Here is a 16026-nt window from a genome sequence, read left to right as displayed (position 1 = left end):
CGCTGGCCCTGACCGCACCGGTCGCACCTGCCGCCGCCCAGCAGGGCACGGTGTTCGACGTCATGGACAACCGGGGCAAGCTGCTTGGCTGGGAGGCGGTCGGACGGCTCGACCTGCCGGGCGGTTTCTGCACCGGGGCGCTGATCGCGCGCGACATTGTCCTCACCGCGGCCCATTGCGTCCACGACCGGGCGAGCGGTCAACCGGTGGCCGCCGAGCGCATCACCTTTCGCGCCGGGTATCACCGGGGCACCGAGATCACCGCCCGGCGGGTGCGGCGCTGGGTGGTGCCCACCGCCTACGCCGCGCTCATGACGCGGGGCGAGATGCGCATGACCGGGGCGGCCGTTGCCTCGGACGTGGCGCTGCTGCAGCTTGAAAGCCCCGTGTCGGCGGCCGAGGCCGACCCGTTCCGGGTGCACGAGATGCCGGCCGAGGGCGCGGTGGTCAGCGTCGCCTCCTACGGAGAGGGCCGCGCGGAGGTGCTGTCGCGCGAGCCCGGTTGCCACGTTACCGGCCGCTTCCGGGGCGACGTGCTCGGCTTCGACTGCGACGTGACCTTCGGCTCGTCCGGCGCGCCGGTCTTCCTGCGCGAGAATGGGCGGTTGCGCATCCTGTCGGTGATCTCGTCGGGCACCGGGCGCGGCGTGGCCTACGGCCCGAGCCTGCCGGAGCTGGTCGCCACCCTGCGGGGGCGGCTGATGCAGGAGGAGGCGCGACCGAAGGTCACCGCCGGAGCGCGGCGGATCACCGTCGGCGGCAACACCCGCGAGGGGATCGGGGCGCGCTTCGTGCGGCCCTGACACCTCGGCCCGGCAAGGCTCTTGAAACGGCGTTTTCACTTTCCCAGATCTACAACATCCGGGGTGCCACTGTCGGGCCCCGGGGTTCCAAGCCGCCTGTCCCGTGCCGGGAAGGCGCAGCACATATGGTATCGCTCAATGGAGGATGACCCATGCGACACTTCGATTTCGCACCGCTTTACCGCGCAACCGTCGGTTTCGACCAGATCGCCGACCTGATGGACCGGGCGCTGTCCAGCGACGTGGCCCAGCCCAGCTATCCCCCTTACAACATCGAGAAGACCGCGGATGACGCCTGGCGCATCTCGATCGCCGTTGCCGGCTTCTCGGACGCCGACCTCTCGGTCGAGCTGAAGGAGCACCAGCTGATCGTCGCGGCCCGGAAGGCCGAGGAGGACGAGGGCCGCACCTACCTGCATCGCGGCATCGCCACCCGCGCCTTCGAGCGCCGCTTCACGCTGGCCGACCATGTCCGCGTCGAGGGCGCCACGCATGAGAACGGCATGCTGCACATCGACCTTCGGCGCGAGATCCCCGAGGCGCTGAAACCGCGCCGCATCGAGATCGCCCGCGGCACCGAGCGCCCGGCGATCGGGACGGACGTGACCCGCGACAAGACGGTGAACTGATCCACCGGTCGCGCATGTGACGAAGCCCCGGCATGACTGCCGGGGCTTTTTTGTGTGCCCGGTCTGGCCGGGGCCCAATGCCCGGTCTGGCCGGAGGCGAGGGGGCTCTGCCCCCTCTGCGGCTGCGCCGCATTCACCCCCGAGGGTATTTGGAAAGAGAAGAAGACCGGGCGTGGCGCCCTAGTCGAGGTCGAAGGACCAGAAGAACGTCTCGCCGGAGCTGTCGTCGACGCCGTCGTTGTCGGTCGAGACGTAGGCGGTGCCCGCTTCGGTGATGGCAAGCCCCTCGATCTTGTCGACCACGTAGCCGTTCCAGGCCTGCAGGTCGGGGACGAGGTCGCGGACCTCTTCCTTGGAGACCACCGGCAGGTCGCCTCCGAGCGGCGCCGCCTGCATCTCGGCGAGCGGGATGCGGTAGATCTTCTTGGTCACCACGTCGGCGCCGATCTGGTTGTCCCGCTCGATGACGTAGACGTGGTCGCCATGGGCGGTGATTTCCGACAGGCCGACCCAGCCCTTTTCCGGTGCGGCCTTGGGATAGAGCACGGCGCCCCATTCGCCGGTCTCCGGATCGTAGTTCACCAGCTTGACGTGATCCCTGGGATCGTCGGCCCATTCGCGCTGCACGGCCATCCAGAGCGTGCCGTCGACCATGGTGATGCCCTCGAAGCCGAAGCGCTTCTCGTTCTCCAGCAGTGCTGCGGGCAGGCCGATCTCGTCCCGGATCTCGCCATCGGCGTCGACGTGGTAGAGCGCGTGCGGGATGACGCGGTCGGTGCGGCCCTCGGAGGCGAGCCAGAAGCCGCCCTCGCCGTCGGTGGTGATGCCCTCGAGGTCGAGCTTCTGCGCCGGACGGCCCTTGCGGGTGATGTCGGTCGCAGCGGTGATGCGCGCCGGGGTCTGCGACGGGTCGATGGTGAAGATGCGCGGCTGGAAGCCGTAGAAGCTGTCGTTGACCGCGTGGATCATGCCGTCATCGCCGGCGACCATGCCCGAGATCGCACCCCAACCGATCAGCTCGTCGGCGCCTTCGGAGGTCAGGGTCGGATACTGCGGCGCACCCTCGGCGTAGTCGTAGACCATGACGTGGGCGCGGACGCCGCCGTCCTCGACGAGGTCTTCCTCGTTCGCGGTGGCGAGCAGGTTCCGCGACGGGATGGCGATGATGCCTTCGGGGGCGATGCCCGAGGGCAGCATCTGGGTGAGCACCGGCGCCGCCGGATCGGTCATGTCGTAGACGCCGACCACCGAGCCGCGCTCGGACATCACGAAGAGGTAGGGCGTGCCGTCGAAACTGGCGAACTCGAGCCCCTCGGGTTCGGCGCCCTTGGCGTCGGAGCGCTTGTCGGGATAGTGGCCGACCTGGATCACCGCCTTTTCGAAGTCGGTGCCGCTTTCGTAGACGGTGGTGCCGTCCTTCGAGAACACGGTGAAGCCGCGCGAGCCGCCGTCCATGTCGCCTTCGTTGGCGATGGCGAAATGCTCGTCGTCGATCCATTGCACCGAATCGGGCTCGCGCTTGCGACCCTGCTGGCTCTCGTTGAAGATCAGCGCGCCGCGCTCGTCGGTGGCGTCGATGCCCTCGAGGTCGACCGCACCGGCGGAGAAATGCGACAGCACCTCGCCCGAGCGGTCGAGCACGACGAGGTGGTTGTTCTCCTGAAGGGTCACGACGATCTCGCCGGCGCCGTTCACGTCGACGAACTCGGGCTCCGGGTCCTCGGGGGCGATCTCGGCGAGGCCGGTCACGTCGGCCTTCACGAGGCTGTCGCACTGCGCCATGCCGTCGGTCACGTCGAGGATGGCGACGTAGCCCGCCGGCATCTGCGGCACGCGGCCGTCGCCGGCGTCCTCGTCACGCTCGTTCTCGATGGCGATCGTCACGAAGCTGCCGTCCGGCGCGAGCGCCACCGAGTCGGGCTGGCCGCCGAGGTCGCACTCGCCCGCGATCTCGCCCGACATGGCGTCGAGCACCACCAGCTTGCCCGACGGGTCGGTGTAGCTTTCCGAGGTGTTCACGCCGACGAAGGCGGTGGTGCCGGAGATGGCGACCGCGGTCGGCTCGCCGTCCATCGCGATGTTGCCCATCGGCTTCGGCTGCGCCGGGTCGGTGATGTCGATGCGGCCGATCACGCCCAGCGGGCTGTCGGTGTAGACCAGCGTGTTGCCGTCCTCGGTGGCATGGATGATCTCGGCCGAGGTGACGCGCGACCGGTCCTCGCCATCGGCCATGTTGTCCGGCGTGGCGAAGGAGGCGATGCGGTTGAAGCTCATCTCGGCGCTGGCGGCGTGGGCCGACAGTGCGATCACCGAGGTGAGGCAGAGCGTGCGGAATGTCATGTCCTGTCCCCTGATGGTTCCGCGCATGGCCTTGCGCCGCATCGGTAACGGCCGCGTGACAGTCGCGTTACGGATTTGCGAAACACCGGGGACCGTGCCGGCCGGCGCGGCTCAGGCCAGCAGGTGCCGCGTCATGGCGCTATCGGGGTCCGCGAGCCCGTCGATTACGTCGAAGTGGTGCCGGCCGGGATCGATGACCGCGTCGCAATGCCAGGCCTCGCTCAGCCAACGCGCCTGGTCGAGGAAGGCCGGCCGCTCGTCGGCGCCGACCCAGACCGTGACAGGACACTCCGGCGGGGCCATGGCGACCGGGCTTTCTGCCCAGGCCTCGACCGCGTCGAGCCGCAGCTTTTCGTTCATGCCGGTCTGCATCAGCGGGCGCAGGTCGGAGAGCGGCGAGATCGGCATGACATGCGCAATCCGCGCCGCCACCGGGTCGGGGAGCATCCCCGGCGCGAGCATCCTCGCCACGAGGTGCCCGCCGGCGGAATGCCCGGCGAGCCGGATCGGCCCCGCGACCTCGGCCGCGGCCGCCGTCACCGCGGCGGCGATCTGGCGGGTGATGCCCGAGAGCCCGATGTCGGGGCAGAGATCGTAGGACGGCAGCGCCACCGCCCAGCCCCGGGCCACCGCTCCGCCGGCGAGATGCGACCAGTCCTCGCGGCCGAAGGCCATCCAGTAGCCGCCGTGCACGAAGACGACGAGCCCCTCGGGCGGGCCGTCGGGCAGGAACAGGTCGAACCGCTCGCGCGGACCTCGGCCGTAGGGAAGACCGCTGCGCAGGCGCCCCTTCAGCGACAATGCCTTGCGGTAGCAGGCGGCGGCCTCGGCCCAGCGGGGCGGGTAGGTCCCGGCCTGCGCAATATGGGGCCCGTTGGCGTAGGCGTCGCTCAGATCCATGGCTTTTCTCCCCGCTTGGTCTAGACTTCAAACGTATCTGATGCTCTGCCGTAGGCAGCAATCGAAAAACCCTGGAGGACCTCATGCTGGATCAGACCGAAACAAACCTTCCCTCGCTTCTCGACGATCCCAGCCTCCTGCAGACCCAGGCCTACGTGAACGGCGAGTGGATCGACGGCGCCGACGGCACTTTCGAGGTCACCAACCCCGCGCGTGGCGACGTCATCGCCGAGGTGGCCAACCTGTCGCGCGAGCAGATCGCCGGGGCCATCGACGGCGCCTACATCGCGCAGAAGGAATGGGCGAGCTGGACCGGCAAGGAGCGCGCGCAGGTGCTCCGCAAGTGGTTCGACCTGATCATGGCCAACCAGCAGGATCTCGCGAAGATCCTGACCGCCGAGATGGGCAAGCCGCTGGCCGAGGCCGCCGGCGAGATCGCCTACGGCGCGAGCTTCATCGAGTTCTTCGGCGAAGAGGCCAAGCGCGTCTACGGCGAGACCATTCCCGGCCACCAACGCGACAAGCGCATCATGGTCATCAAGCAGCCGATCGGTGTCGCGGCCTCGATCACGCCGTGGAACTTCCCCAACGCGATGATCACCCGCAAGGCCGCCCCGGCGCTCGCCGCGGGCTGCAGCTTCGTCGCCCGTCCCGCGTCGGAGACGCCGCTTTCGGCCATCGCGCTGGCGGTGCTCGCCGAGCGCGCCGGCATCCCCGCGGGCGTGTTCAACATGCTGCCCTCGGACAGCGCCTCGGAAGCCGGCAAGGAGTTCTGCGAGAACCCCAAGGTGCGCAAGCTGACCTTCACCGGCTCGACGCAGGTCGGCCGCATCCTGCTGGGCCAGGCCGCCGACCAGGTGATGAAGTGCTCGATGGAGCTGGGCGGCAACGCGCCGTTCATCGTGTTCGACGACGCGGACCTCGACGCCGCCGTGCAGGGCGCGATCATGTGCAAGTTCCGCAACAACGGCCAGACCTGCGTCTGCGCCAACCGGATCTACGTGCAGGCCGGCGTCTACGACGAATTCGCCGCCAAGCTGAAGGAAGCGGTCAGCAACATGAAGGTCGGCGACGGCCTTGAAGACGGCACGGACCTCGGCCCGCTGATCACCACCAAGGCCATCGAGAAGGTTCAGGACCACATCGCCGACGCGAAGTCGAAGGGCGCGCAGCTCATCCTCGGTGACGGCGAGACGCTGCAGGGCCCCGGCAATTTCATGGCGCCGACCATCGTCACCGGCGCGACCAAGGAGATGAAGTTCTCGACCGACGAGACCTTCGGCCCGCTCGCGCCGCTGTTCAAGTTCGAGACCGAGGAAGACGTCATCGAGCTCGCCAATGACACGATCTTCGGGCTGGCCTCCTACTTCTACGCCAAGGACCTGAGCCGCGTGTACAAGGTCGCCGAGGCGCTGGAATACGGCATCGTCGGCGTGAACACCGGCATCATCTCGACCGAGATGGCCCCCTTCGGCGGCGTCAAGCAATCCGGCCTCGGTCGCGAGGGCTCGCACCACGGCATCGAGGACTACCTCGAGATGAAATACGTCTGCCTCAGCGTGTGACGATGACCCTGCTCGCGCCCGACGACCCGCCGCGCGCCACGCTCGATGCGTGGGTGCGCGCGGCGACGACGGGCGCGGGCACCCCTTGGCTTTCGACTGCCGAGGCCGAAACGCTGGCGCGTCACGCGCTCATGCTGGGGCGGGGTGTGCGGCTGATGGAAGCCTCGGCCCTCACCCTGCACGAACCGCCGCGCGACACCGACTGGGAAATCCTCGGGGCCGATGCCCCGGGCGAGAACTGGGAGGATCACCGCGACCCGCGCCGCGCCTTCGCTCTCTTCGAACGCAAGCTTCGCTGGGCCCGCGTCGCCGGGGCCCGACTACAATACAAGCTCTGGCTCGCGGCCGCCTGAGCCGCGGGCCACCCGACATATCCTCCGGCCGATCTGAACCCGCCGCGCCCGCGGTACCCGCGCAATATCCCTGCGGGTCGGAGGCGGCTTCCCCGCCGGCTCTTGCCAGCGACGTCGTTTCGGCGCATCCTCCGCAATGGGCAGGCGATGGCGTCGCCAGTGCCGCAAAGGCATGCCCGTCTCAACCGTCCTGTACGCCGGGACCTTGCTTTGCCGTTGCGGCGGGGTCGGGTCAGGCCCTCCGCGATCCCAAAGGAGGGCTCAAGATGGACCGTCCCGCATTCTACCGTTTTCACCAGGGCAACCGCGTCCTGCCGTTCCCGTCAGAGGAATACGATACGCGCCTGCGCGGCCTGCGCGCGGCGATGGACGAGGCTGGCGTGGCTGCCTGCGTGCTGACCTCGATGCACAATGTCGCCTACTACTCGGGCTTTCTCTACTGCAGCTTCGGCCGGCCCTACGCGCTGGTCGTCACCGAGGCCGACAGCGTGACGATCAGCGCCGGCATCGACGCGGCACAGCCGTGGCGGCGCTGTCACGGCGACAACATCACCTACACGGACTGGGCGCGGGACAACTTCTGGCGCGCCATCCTGTCGGTCACCGGACAGGGCAGCGTCGTCGGCTACGAGGCCGACCACATGACGGTGGTGCAGCGCGAACTGCTCGAGGACTGGCTCGAGCCGGTCGTGACCATCGACATCGCTCCGGCCACCATGCGCCAGCGGATGCACAAGTCGCCGTCCGAGATCGCGCTGATCCGACAGGGCGCGCAGGTTGCCGACGTCGGCGGCTATGCCATCCGCGACGCCATCCGCGAGGGCGCGCGCGAGATCGACGTCGCCATGGCCGGGCGCGATGCCATGGAGCTGGAGATCGCAAAACGCTTCCCCGACGCCGAGTATCGCGACACCTGGGTCTGGTTCCAGTCCGGGATCAACACCGACGGCGCCCACAACCCTGTCACCGCGCGCCGACTGGAACGCGGCGACATCCTGTCGCTCAACACCTTCCCGATGATCTCGGGCTACTACACGGCGCTCGAGCGCACGCTCTTCGTGGGCGAGGTCGACGATGCCTCCCGCGCGGTCTGGGAGGCGAACGTCGCGGCGCATGAATATGGAATGTCGCTGCTGCAACCGGGGGCGCGCTGTTCCGAGCTCACCGGCAAGATCAACGCCTTCCTCGCCGAACGCGGTCTGCTGCAATACCGCACCTTCGGCTACGGCCACTCGTTCGGCGTGCTGTCGCACTACTACGGCCGCGAGGCCGGCCTCGAGTTGCGCGAGGATATCGACACGGTGCTCGAGCCGGGGATGGTGATCTCGATGGAGCCGATGCTGACGATCCCCGAAGGGACCCCCGGCGCGGGCGGCTACCGTGAGCACGACATCCTCGTGATCACCGAGGATGGCCCCGAGAACATCACCGGCTATCCCTACGGCCCGGCGTTCAACGTGGTCGGCTGACGCGGCAGGGGGCTCTGCCCCCTCTGCGGCTGCGCCGCATTCACCCCCGAGGGTATTTGCAAAGAGAAGAAGGACGGGCGTCGCGCCCGGGTTTCTTCTGGCTGCAAATATCCCCGCCGGAGGCAGGCCGGACCGCGCGGCCGGGCGCTCCTCTGGGACAGCGGCTCAGCCGCCGAAGTCCGCCATGCTGTCGAAGTCCATCGCCTCGAGCAGGGACTTGCGGGTCCCGGCGTCGGGACCGTCGACCTGCACGAGGATGCGGTTGGCGATCAGCCCCATCGTCTGGTCGTCCTGCACGGCGAATTTCTGGCGGCCGATGCGGTCGGTCTTCAGCCCCATGGCCCCGGCGTTTGCGATCATCGCCGACATGCTGGCGACCATCGGGTTGTCGGCGAACATCTGGACGCTGTAGCTTTCGCCGTCTGGGGCATGGTAGTCGGCCTCGGCCGAGACGCCACCGCCCATCATCGCCATCCCGGCACCTGCGTCGGTGCTCACTTCGCGGCTCCAGCCCTCGGGCGCGTCGGGCAGGAAACCGGCCAGCGATCGGGTCTTCATCTCGAGCAGCTTCGAGCGCGCGTAGTCGAGTTCCTCGAGCGCGTATTGCACGTCGCCGGTCTCGTATGCGTCGAGGGCCGATTGCAGCGTGTCGGTGATCTCGTCGGCGGCGGCGGGAAGGGCCAACATCGCGGCGAGCGGCAGCGAGACAAGGAAATGGCGCGGCATGGGAAAGCTCCTGCGTCTGAAATGATCCTGCCGAGGATGCCCGCACGCGCGCTCATCGGGCAAGGTGCGGGAAACCCGACCACGGCTTGATCCCGACCGGCCAGGCGCGGCAGGATCTGCCCGGGTCGGCTTGGGCCCATCGCCGGGAGGGCAAAGGAATGCTGGCTCTGCTCCGACTGCTCGCGATCTGCTTCGTCGCGCTGACCGTCGTCTACGTCGCACTGTCGCTCTGGTCCCGCGGGGTGCGGCGGCGCAGGCTGGAGCGCGACTGGGACGAGGCACGGGGGCCGGGCGACCGAGACACCTTTGTCGCCGAGGGTCTGAGGACCTACGATCACTCGCTGCGCCGAAAGCTGATCCTGGGCGTGTATCTCCTGCCGCTTTGTCTTATAGGGCTCATCGTATACCTGACCAATTTCCACTAGGGATCCGCCATGGCTTACGTGAAGTGGTTCGTCATCCTCGCCTTCTGGGCGCTGGTCGCGGCCTTCCTGCATTACACCCTGCCGCAGCATGACATCGCGCGGATCACCGACACCTACGAGAAACGCATCGACCCCGGCGAGAATCGCTGGTTCTGGTCCAACGCGGCCTCGGGTGAGAGCACCGTGGTGAGCAACCGCGACGTGTTCTTCATCCAGACCCGGCTGAACGACGATGACGTCATGGTCTACCGCAACGAGGACACCGGCTGGGGCTGGCCGCCCTACTTCAAGTTCGACACCTCGAACCTGCAGGCCGAGGCCGCCGACCTGCGCTCGACCTCGGCCGACCCGCAGTGGGTGGCGATCAAGCACTACGGCTGGCGCAACGAGTTCCTGTCGATCTATCCCAACGCGATCAGCATCCGGCCGGTCGCGGGTCCGGACGTGCGCATCATCCCGTGGACCAACATCATCCTGCTGACGCTTCTGGTCGCCATCGTCTGGGCGGTCTGGGTGCGCTGGCGGCGTTTCCGGCAGGCCCGGATCGACCCGATGCTGGACGAGATGGGCGACAATTTCGACGAGGCCGGCGGGCGCATCCGCGGCTTCTTCCGTCGCAAGCGCTGAGGCTCAGCCGCCGGTCCGGCGCAGGATCTGCGCCAGCACGCCCGGCGCGTCGTAGAGCGTCCATTCCCGGCGCAACCCGTCTGGGCCGAACTCGGCCTGGGTGAGCCCCTGCACGGTGACCTCGGCCCCGGTGGGCGCCCCGAACGCACCATGGCCGTCGTGCCTGCCGACAAGCTGCCAGCGGATCGCGGCGCGCGGCGGCGACAGCGGCTCCTCGGCGCCGAGCAGGTGGCAGACCTCGAAGCGGGCCGAGGGGAAGGCCGAGCGCAGGCTCAGCCAGAACGCCTCGGCCTCGCGCGGGCCGCTGCCGACCACCGCGCCCGGGTGGAAGAGCTCGGCGGCGGGATCGTAGTGCCGCGCGATGACCGAAAGCTCTCCGCCCATGATCCGGTGCACGAGATCGCCGAGGGTATGACCCCAGGCGTCATCGTTGCCGCGCCCCGGGTCTGGCGAGGGCACCGGGTCAGGGGCCTCGGGCATCTGCGCCAGCCGCCAGCGCGCACCCTCTTCGAGCGAGACGCCGATCTGCGACAGGATCGCGGTCTCGTCACGCAGCTCCCATGCGGCGCGCAGCCTTCCCGAGACGCACCATTGCTTGCTCATCGCGAGGTAGCGCAGCGCCCGTCCGGTCGGCGCGCCGTAGAGCCCGGGCCCGTCGTGGCGCGCGGCGGTCTGGAAGCGCTGCGCCGCCACGAAGGCGTTCCGGTCGGAGGCAGCCCAGAGCAGGTCTTCGCGGACGCAGGTGAGCCCGGGAAGCGCCGCGAGCCGTGCCGCGATGGCGGTGCCCACGGCCTCGGGACCGATGCGCGCGGTCGCACCATCGTGAAGGATGATGTCCTCGGCGAGATAGTCCGGGACGAGGTCCAGCCGCCGGCCCTCGCAGAGGTCGCGACGCAGGGTCTCGAGATAGTCGGTGGCATCCTGCCAGCGGGCATCGAAGCCGGCGAGAAAGGGCACTCAACGTCTCCCGTAGTAGAGGCCCACGACATGTTCGGCCTCGGCAAAGAACAACCATCGCGAGACAAGCACGCCGGCCACATGCGAGACAAGGGCCAGCAGGCCGAAAACATGCGGCATGGGGAGTTGCAGCATCCCCAGCGGGACCAGCACCATGAGCAGCAGCGCGATGACCCGCAGTTTCATGGCGTGGCGGCGGCCGACCACGTGGACCATCTCGTGCAGCAGGTAGTTGTCGCCGGTGTGTGGCGGAAACAGCGCGCGCGGCGTGCCGGCCTCGCCAAGGCCGGTGGCGGTGGCCAGCGTGGTGCCGCTGCGGGCAAAGCGGCGGTCGCCGTCCCACCAGACCCAGAGTTGCAGCGCGCCGATCACCAGCAGCAGCCCGCTTGCCACCGGCACCCGGCCCGAAAGCAGCGCGCCGCCGGTGAGCGCCAACCCAAGGAACAGCGCCGGCGTCGACCAGTGATGCCAGCGTGGCACCGTCCTGAGACTGGCGTAGATCATCGCCGTGGTGGTGACCGTGGCGAGCGACAGCAGCGCGCCGAGCCATCCGAGTGGCAGCAGCACGATGTCGAGGACCAGCAGCAGGCCATGCAGCCCCATCACCGCCAGCGCCAGCGCGGCGGCCCATGCCTCGCGCGAGAGCCAGCTCGTGCGCCATTGCGTGAACGCCCTGAGCGCGCGCTCGGGTCGATGAAGGTGGCGGCTCGAGGCGGCGAGCCCGCCCAGCGCCAGCAGAAAGGCCAGCGCGAAGAACACCAGCGCGACCCAGCCGGTCGGCGGTGTCGGGTCGACTCCCAGCCAGACGAGCAGGCCGAAGCCGAGCCCCGAGAGCGTCGTGAAGAGGATCAGCGAGCGCGCCGGCTGCATCGTCAGATCTTCCCCAGCGTGCGATCGAGCCAGCCGAGGAACCCCTGCGGCTCTTCGGCCACCAGCGCGAGGTAGGGGGCGAGCACGTCGGCCTCGCCCTCCCACGCATCGCGCGGGCGCGGCGGCAGGTACTTGTTGACCGGCTTCGCGCCCTGCTCGGGCATGAGGTCGATGCCGCCACGTTCGGCCACGAGTTGCGAGACCGCACTGTCAGGATCCCCGAGATCGCCGAAATGCCGCGCGTTGGCCGGGCAGGTGCGCACGCAGGCGGGCTCGCGGTCCTCTTCGGGCAGCGCCTCGTTGTAGATCCGGTCGACGCAGAGGGTGCATTTCTTCATCACCCCTGCGGCGAGGTCGAGCTCGCGCGCGCCGTAGGGACAGGCCCAGGCGCACAGCCCGCAGCCGATGCAGGCATCCTCGTTGACCAGCACGATGCCATCCTCGGCCCGCTTGTAGCTGGCCCCGGTCGGGCAGACCGGAACGCAGGGGGCATCCTCGCAATGAAGGCAGGACTTGGGGAAATGCACGTGCTGCGCCCCGCCGGTCGCGGGCTTGATCTCGTAGCTGTGGACGCGGTTGAGAAAGGTGCCCGAGGGGTCGGCGCCGTAGGGCTCCTGATCCGACAGCGGCGCGCCGTAGCCCTGATCGTTCCAGCCCTTGCAGGCGACGACGCAGGCGTGACAGCCGACGCAGGTGTCGAGGTCGATCACCAGTCCGAGCTTGCGATCCGTGCGGTCGGGAAGCGCTGTCATGCGCCCCCCCTCGCGGCGGTCACATCGTCCAGCAGGGCTGGTCGATGACGAAGTAATGCGTGTTGGCCTCGTTGACGCGGGCCCGGTAGACCAGCGGCATGTGGCAGCTGCGCGCCGCCATCTGCGCCAACCGCCAGCCCTCGCGGCCGTTGACCATCAGCGCGGGCTCGGTCAGCGCCTGCCAGCCGTGAAGCGCACCCTGCTCGCGCAGCCGCGCGACGGGCGCAAGCGGTGGTGCGGGCATGCCTCGGTCCGGCGGGATCGCCCAGCCCCAGAGCCAGCTGTGACTGTCGTGGTTCCACGAGGCCACCAGCCCGTAGCGCGCGAACCAGCTGCGGCCCTGCGCGGTCGTGACCTTGAAGAGCCCCTCTTCGGGAAAGAGCTGCCAGCAGCCACCACTCTCGGAGAGCCCGCTGTCGCGGTAGAGCCCCGGCAACATCGCATCGTTCTCGGCGCAGGCATGGCGGCGCGCCGCGCGGAAGTGTGCGCAGAGCGGCTGCTCGAAGGCCACGCGGGTCTGCCGCGCGTATACCCAGAGCCCCTCGCCCCGATACCCGCCGGACCGCTGCGCCGCCGCCCAGCCGGGCGTCACCCGGATCTTCTCGAACTCTGCCATGGCCACCGCTTCCCTGCCGAAACGAAACCACCATGCCGGAGCATTCGGGCAGGAGTGAGGCATGCGCACGGCGGCTCAGGCCCGTTCGGTCAGGCACCGGCGTCACCTCGCGTCTCCTACCGTCGAGCGGATTTCCTCGAACACCGGCTGGCTTTCCTCGGGCGCGGCGGATTTCTCGAGTCGCACCCGCAGGTCGAACCATGCCGCCTGCCCGGTCACCGCGTCGGCATTGGCCCAGCGGTGGCCGTCGCCGCGCTCGGGCAGCAGCTCGTGGATGAGGTGGTTGAGCAGGAACCCCTTCGTCGCCTCGGGTGCCTTCGGGTCGAGCGCCCAGGTGCCCTTGCGCTTGCCGATGGCGTTCCATGTCCACACCGTGTCGCGGTTGAGCGCCGCCATATGCGCTGCTGGCACGGTGATCTCGCCGTGGCTCGACGTGACGCGCACCCAGTCGCCCTCGGCCAGCCCGAGCTTTTCCCACCAGTGGGTCGGCAGGTAGAGCGGGTTCACCCCGTGAATCTGCCGCAGCCACGCGTTCTGGCTGCCCCATGAGTGATACATCGCCATCGGCCGCTGGGTGATCGCGTGCACCGGGTAGGCCGCCGGATCCTCGAAGGCATCGGACAACGGCGCATGCCAGACCGGCAGCGGCTCGTGGGTCGTGCGGATGCGCCCGCGCAGATGGTCGGGCGGCTGGCGGGGACCATGGCCCTCGGCGGCAAGCTGGAAGCGGCGCAGCGGCTCGCACCAGAGCTGGATCAGGTCGGGCCTGGGCCCATCGACAAGCCCGAGCGACACCGCCCAGTCCCAGTAGGCGCGGTTCCACGGCTTGTAATAGGCGGCATCTGCCGGAATCTCGGCGGTGAAGAAGCCGCCGTTGCCGATGTAGCTCTCGATCTGGGCCTCGTTCGGCCCGCCGCGCCCATGCGCGATGCCCTGCGGCCCGGTGCGCCATCCGGCAAGCGGCCCGATGCCGGGCTGGCGCTCGTGGTTGGTGATGTAGTCGGCGTAATCGGCATATTTCGGCGCCCCAGCCCCATCGACCATGCCCGGAAGCCCAAGCCGCGCGCCAAGGTCCAGCAGCACCGTCTGGAAGGCGCGCACGTCGCGATCGGGTTCGATCACCGGCCAGCGGATCGCGTCGGCGGCGGCATCGGGCTCCGAGATCGGCCGGTCGAGCAGAGAGATGCAGTCATGCCGTTCGAGATAGGTCGTGTCGGGCAGGATCAGGTCGGCATAGGCCACCATCTCGGAGCTGTAGGCGTCGGAGTAGATGATGTGCGGAATGCGGTAGGCGCCGGTCTCGTCGGTGTCGGTCAGCATCTCGATGGTGCCGCGCGTGTTCATCGACGAATTCCACGCCATGTTCGCCATGTAGAGGAACAGCGTGTCGATCCGGTAGGGGTCGCCCGCATGGGCGTTCGAGATCACCATCTGCATCAGCCCATGCGCCGACAGCGGGTTTTCCCAGGTGAACGCCTTGTCGATCCGCGCCGGGCTGCCATCGTCCTTCAGCGCAAGGTCTTCCGGCCCCTGCGGGTAGCCCAGCGGCGGACCGTCGAGCGGCTTGCCGGGGCGGCTGCGGTGATGCGGTTTGGAATGGGCGCGCGCAGGCTTCGGATAGGGCGGCTTGAAACGGAAGCTGCCGGGCGTCTCGACGGCGCCGAGCAGCGCCTGCAACAGGTGCAGCGCGCGGGCGGTCTGGAAGCCGTTGGCATGGGCCGAGATCCCCCGCATGGCATGCACCGCCACCGCTCGGCCCGGCATGGTCTCATGCGTCTTGCCGCGGAAATCCGTCCACCGCCGGGGCAGCGCGGGCGGGTCGTCAAAGGCCGCACGGGCGAGCTCTGCCGCTACGTGGCGGATCTGGTCGGGGGAAATGCCACAGCGCTCTGCCACCTTTTCCGGCGCATAGCCCGGGTCGAGGTAGCGCTCGGCAAGCTCGAACATCACCGCGTGGTGGGTCACGCCGGCGCGGCGGATGCGGCCGCGCAGGTCGGGCTCGACGCCCTCCCCGTCCCACGGCGCGGGCTTGCCGGTGCGACGGTCGATGACCAACGGCCGCCCTTCCTCGTCACGCAGGAACAAGCCCCGTTCGGCGGACTTCGGGTCGCAATCCAGCAGCACCGGCGCGTTGGTGAACCGTGCGAGGTAATCGAGGTCGATGCGCCCTGCCCGCAGCAGCTCGCGCACCAGCGAAAGGATGAACAGCCCGTCGGTTCCGGGCGTGATCCCGACCCATTCGTCGGCGATGGCGTTGTAGCCCGAGCGCACCGGGTTCACCCCGATGATCTTCGCGCCGCGCGCCTTCAGCTTCGCGAGCCCCAGCTTGATCGGGTTGCTGTCGTGGTCCTCGGCCACGCCGAACAGCAGCATGACCCGCGCATGCTCCCAGTCGGGCGATCCGAACTCCCAGAACGAGCCGCCCAGCGTGTAGATGCCCGCCGCGGCCATGTTGACCGAGCAGAAGCCGCCGTGCGCGGCAAAATTGGGCGTGCCGAACTGCTCCGCCCACCACCCGGTGAGGCTCTGCGACTGGTCCCGCCCGGTGAAGAAGGCCAGCTTCTCGGGTGCAGTCTCGCGCAGGGGCTTCAGCCACGACACCGCCGTCTCGAGCGCCTCGTCCCAGCCGATTTCCTCGAACTCGCCGGATCCGCGCGGGCCGACCCGCCTGAGCGGCGCCCGCAGACGCGCGGGCGATGTCACCTGCTTCAGCCCCGCCGCACCCTTGGCGCAGAGCACGCCACGGTTGACCGGGTGGTCGCGGTTGCCCTCGATGTAGGTGACGCGGCCCTCTTTCAGATGCACGTTGATGCCGCAGCGGCAGGCGCACATGTAGCAGGTCGTCTTGCGGACCTCGTCCGAGATCCTCGGGGATAGCTCGATCTGCGGCTCGGGTGTCATGGGGCCTCCGTCCCTCAGAGGCTAGGCCGGCGCGGCGCGTCTGACCAGTGCCTCCGCGCGCAATCCGCATGACCGGCGCAACGTCGCCGTGTT

At 68.9% G+C, this 16026-nt stretch carries 15 protein-coding genes; 7 read left to right on the top strand and 8 right to left on the bottom strand.

Annotated elements, in window-relative coordinates; all coding sequences use genetic code 11:
- Positions 1–50 precede the first annotated feature (50 nt).
- Both D6860_RS19505 and D6860_RS19500 read left to right on the top strand, forming a co-directional pair.
- On the top strand, positions 51–803 hold the full coding sequence (locus D6860_RS19505; protein WP_076623037.1) for a trypsin-like serine peptidase: 753 nt from the start codon (positions 51–53) through the stop codon (positions 801–803).
- Between the two features lie 152 nt (positions 804–955).
- Positions 956–1432: an Hsp20 family protein gene (locus tag D6860_RS19500; RefSeq protein ID WP_017470074.1), complete on the top strand. Its 477-nt coding sequence runs from the start codon at positions 956–958 to the stop codon at positions 1430–1432.
- A gap of 180 nt (positions 1433–1612) precedes the next feature.
- Here D6860_RS19500 and D6860_RS19495 read toward each other — a convergent pair whose 3' ends face one another.
- Positions 1613–3772 carry an esterase-like activity of phytase family protein gene (locus D6860_RS19495; protein WP_076623036.1) on the bottom strand — a complete coding sequence of 720 codons (2160 nt, stop codon included), beginning with the start codon at positions 3770–3772 and terminating at the stop codon, positions 1613–1615.
- 111 nt (positions 3773–3883) lie between these two features.
- Positions 3884–4672, bottom strand: coding sequence for an alpha/beta hydrolase (locus D6860_RS19490; RefSeq protein ID WP_076623035.1), 789 nt, complete (start codon positions 4670–4672; stop codon positions 3884–3886).
- A gap of 83 nt (positions 4673–4755) precedes the next feature.
- On the opposite strand from D6860_RS19490, the gene D6860_RS19485 reads away from it, so the two are divergent.
- The 3 genes from D6860_RS19485 to D6860_RS19475 all read left to right on the top strand — a co-directional run bounded on the left by D6860_RS19485 (position 4756) and on the right by D6860_RS19475 (position 8059).
- On the top strand, positions 4756–6237 hold the full coding sequence (locus D6860_RS19485) for an NAD-dependent succinate-semialdehyde dehydrogenase (protein ID WP_076623034.1): 1482 nt from the start codon (positions 4756–4758) through the stop codon (positions 6235–6237).
- Positions 6238–6239: 2 nt separating this feature from the next.
- Entirely contained in the window at positions 6240–6590 is a 351-nt protein-coding gene (locus D6860_RS19480; protein ID WP_076623033.1) for a hypothetical protein, read from the top strand.
- A 266-nt stretch (positions 6591–6856) separates the two neighbouring features.
- A complete protein-coding gene (locus D6860_RS19475; RefSeq protein ID WP_076623032.1) occupies positions 6857–8059 on the top strand; it encodes an aminopeptidase P family protein in 1203 nt (400 codons plus the stop codon).
- A 165-nt stretch (positions 8060–8224) separates the two neighbouring features.
- On the opposite strand, the gene D6860_RS19470 is transcribed toward D6860_RS19475, so the two are convergent.
- Positions 8225–8785, bottom strand: coding sequence for a hypothetical protein (locus tag D6860_RS19470; RefSeq protein WP_076623031.1), 561 nt, complete (start codon positions 8783–8785; stop codon positions 8225–8227).
- Between the two features lie 158 nt (positions 8786–8943).
- On the opposite strand from D6860_RS19470, the gene D6860_RS19465 reads away from it, so the two are divergent.
- Both D6860_RS19465 and D6860_RS19460 read left to right on the top strand, forming a co-directional pair.
- Positions 8944–9210, top strand: coding sequence for a hypothetical protein (locus D6860_RS19465; RefSeq protein ID WP_076623030.1), 267 nt, complete (start codon positions 8944–8946; stop codon positions 9208–9210).
- A gap of 9 nt (positions 9211–9219) precedes the next feature.
- Positions 9220–9837: a DUF1523 family protein gene (locus D6860_RS19460; RefSeq protein ID WP_076623029.1), complete on the top strand. Its 618-nt coding sequence runs from the start codon at positions 9220–9222 to the stop codon at positions 9835–9837.
- Positions 9838–9840: 3 nt separating this feature from the next.
- Here the strand turns inward: D6860_RS19460 and D6860_RS19455 are convergent, their stop codons facing one another.
- The 5 genes from D6860_RS19455 to D6860_RS19435 all read right to left on the bottom strand — a co-directional run bounded on the left by D6860_RS19455 (position 9841) and on the right by D6860_RS19435 (position 15933).
- Complete coding sequence (locus tag D6860_RS19455) at positions 9841–10794, bottom strand: nuclear transport factor 2 family protein (RefSeq protein WP_076623028.1); 954 nt, start codon at positions 10792–10794, stop codon at positions 9841–9843.
- Positions 10795–11664, bottom strand: coding sequence for a dimethyl sulfoxide reductase anchor subunit family protein (locus tag D6860_RS19450; RefSeq protein ID WP_017469340.1), 870 nt, complete (start codon positions 11662–11664; stop codon positions 10795–10797). It abuts the gene before it with no gap.
- A gap of 2 nt (positions 11665–11666) precedes the next feature.
- Complete coding sequence (locus D6860_RS19445) at positions 11667–12416, bottom strand: 4Fe-4S dicluster domain-containing protein (protein ID WP_076623027.1); 750 nt, start codon at positions 12414–12416, stop codon at positions 11667–11669.
- A gap of 19 nt (positions 12417–12435) precedes the next feature.
- A complete protein-coding gene (locus tag D6860_RS19440; protein ID WP_017468944.1) occupies positions 12436–13032 on the bottom strand; it encodes a DUF6882 domain-containing protein in 597 nt (198 codons plus the stop codon).
- Positions 13033–13134: 102 nt separating this feature from the next.
- Positions 13135–15933, bottom strand: a complete 2799-nt coding sequence (locus D6860_RS19435) for a molybdopterin oxidoreductase family protein (RefSeq protein ID WP_076623026.1) — start codon at positions 15931–15933, stop codon at positions 13135–13137.
- Positions 15934–16026 lie beyond the last annotated feature (93 nt).

Source organism: Salipiger sp. D13 (assembly GCF_003703915.1).
GTDB lineage: Bacteria > Pseudomonadota > Alphaproteobacteria > Rhodobacterales > Rhodobacteraceae > Salipiger > Salipiger profundus.
The sequence above is the reverse complement of the archived record's forward strand: the minus strand, read 5'-3'. Positions and strand labels throughout refer to the sequence as shown.

Coding starts and splice junctions, on each gene's coding strand:
- D6860_RS19500 (WP_017470074.1), top strand. CDS start 956: ATGCGACACTTCGATTTCGCACCGCTTTACCGCGCAACCGTCGGTTTC.
- D6860_RS19495 (WP_076623036.1), bottom strand. CDS start 3,772: ATGACATTCCGCACGCTCTGCCTCACCTCGGTGATCGCACTGTCGGCC.
- D6860_RS19490 (WP_076623035.1), bottom strand. CDS start 4,672: ATGGATCTGAGCGACGCCTACGCCAACGGGCCCCATATTGCGCAGGCC.
- D6860_RS19485 (WP_076623034.1), top strand. CDS start 4,756: ATGCTGGATCAGACCGAAACAAACCTTCCCTCGCTTCTCGACGATCCC.
- D6860_RS19480 (WP_076623033.1), top strand. CDS start 6,240: ATGACCCTGCTCGCGCCCGACGACCCGCCGCGCGCCACGCTCGATGCG.
- D6860_RS19475 (WP_076623032.1), top strand. CDS start 6,857: ATGGACCGTCCCGCATTCTACCGTTTTCACCAGGGCAACCGCGTCCTG.
- D6860_RS19470 (WP_076623031.1), bottom strand. CDS start 8,785: ATGCCGCGCCATTTCCTTGTCTCGCTGCCGCTCGCCGCGATGTTGGCC.
- D6860_RS19465 (WP_076623030.1), top strand. CDS start 8,944: ATGCTGGCTCTGCTCCGACTGCTCGCGATCTGCTTCGTCGCGCTGACC.
- D6860_RS19460 (WP_076623029.1), top strand. CDS start 9,220: ATGGCTTACGTGAAGTGGTTCGTCATCCTCGCCTTCTGGGCGCTGGTC.
- D6860_RS19450 (WP_017469340.1), bottom strand. CDS start 11,664: ATGCAGCCGGCGCGCTCGCTGATCCTCTTCACGACGCTCTCGGGGCTC.
- D6860_RS19445 (WP_076623027.1), bottom strand. CDS start 12,416: ATGACAGCGCTTCCCGACCGCACGGATCGCAAGCTCGGACTGGTGATC.
- D6860_RS19440 (WP_017468944.1), bottom strand. CDS start 13,032: ATGGCAGAGTTCGAGAAGATCCGGGTGACGCCCGGCTGGGCGGCGGCG.
- D6860_RS19435 (WP_076623026.1), bottom strand. CDS start 15,933: ATGACACCCGAGCCGCAGATCGAGCTATCCCCGAGGATCTCGGACGAG.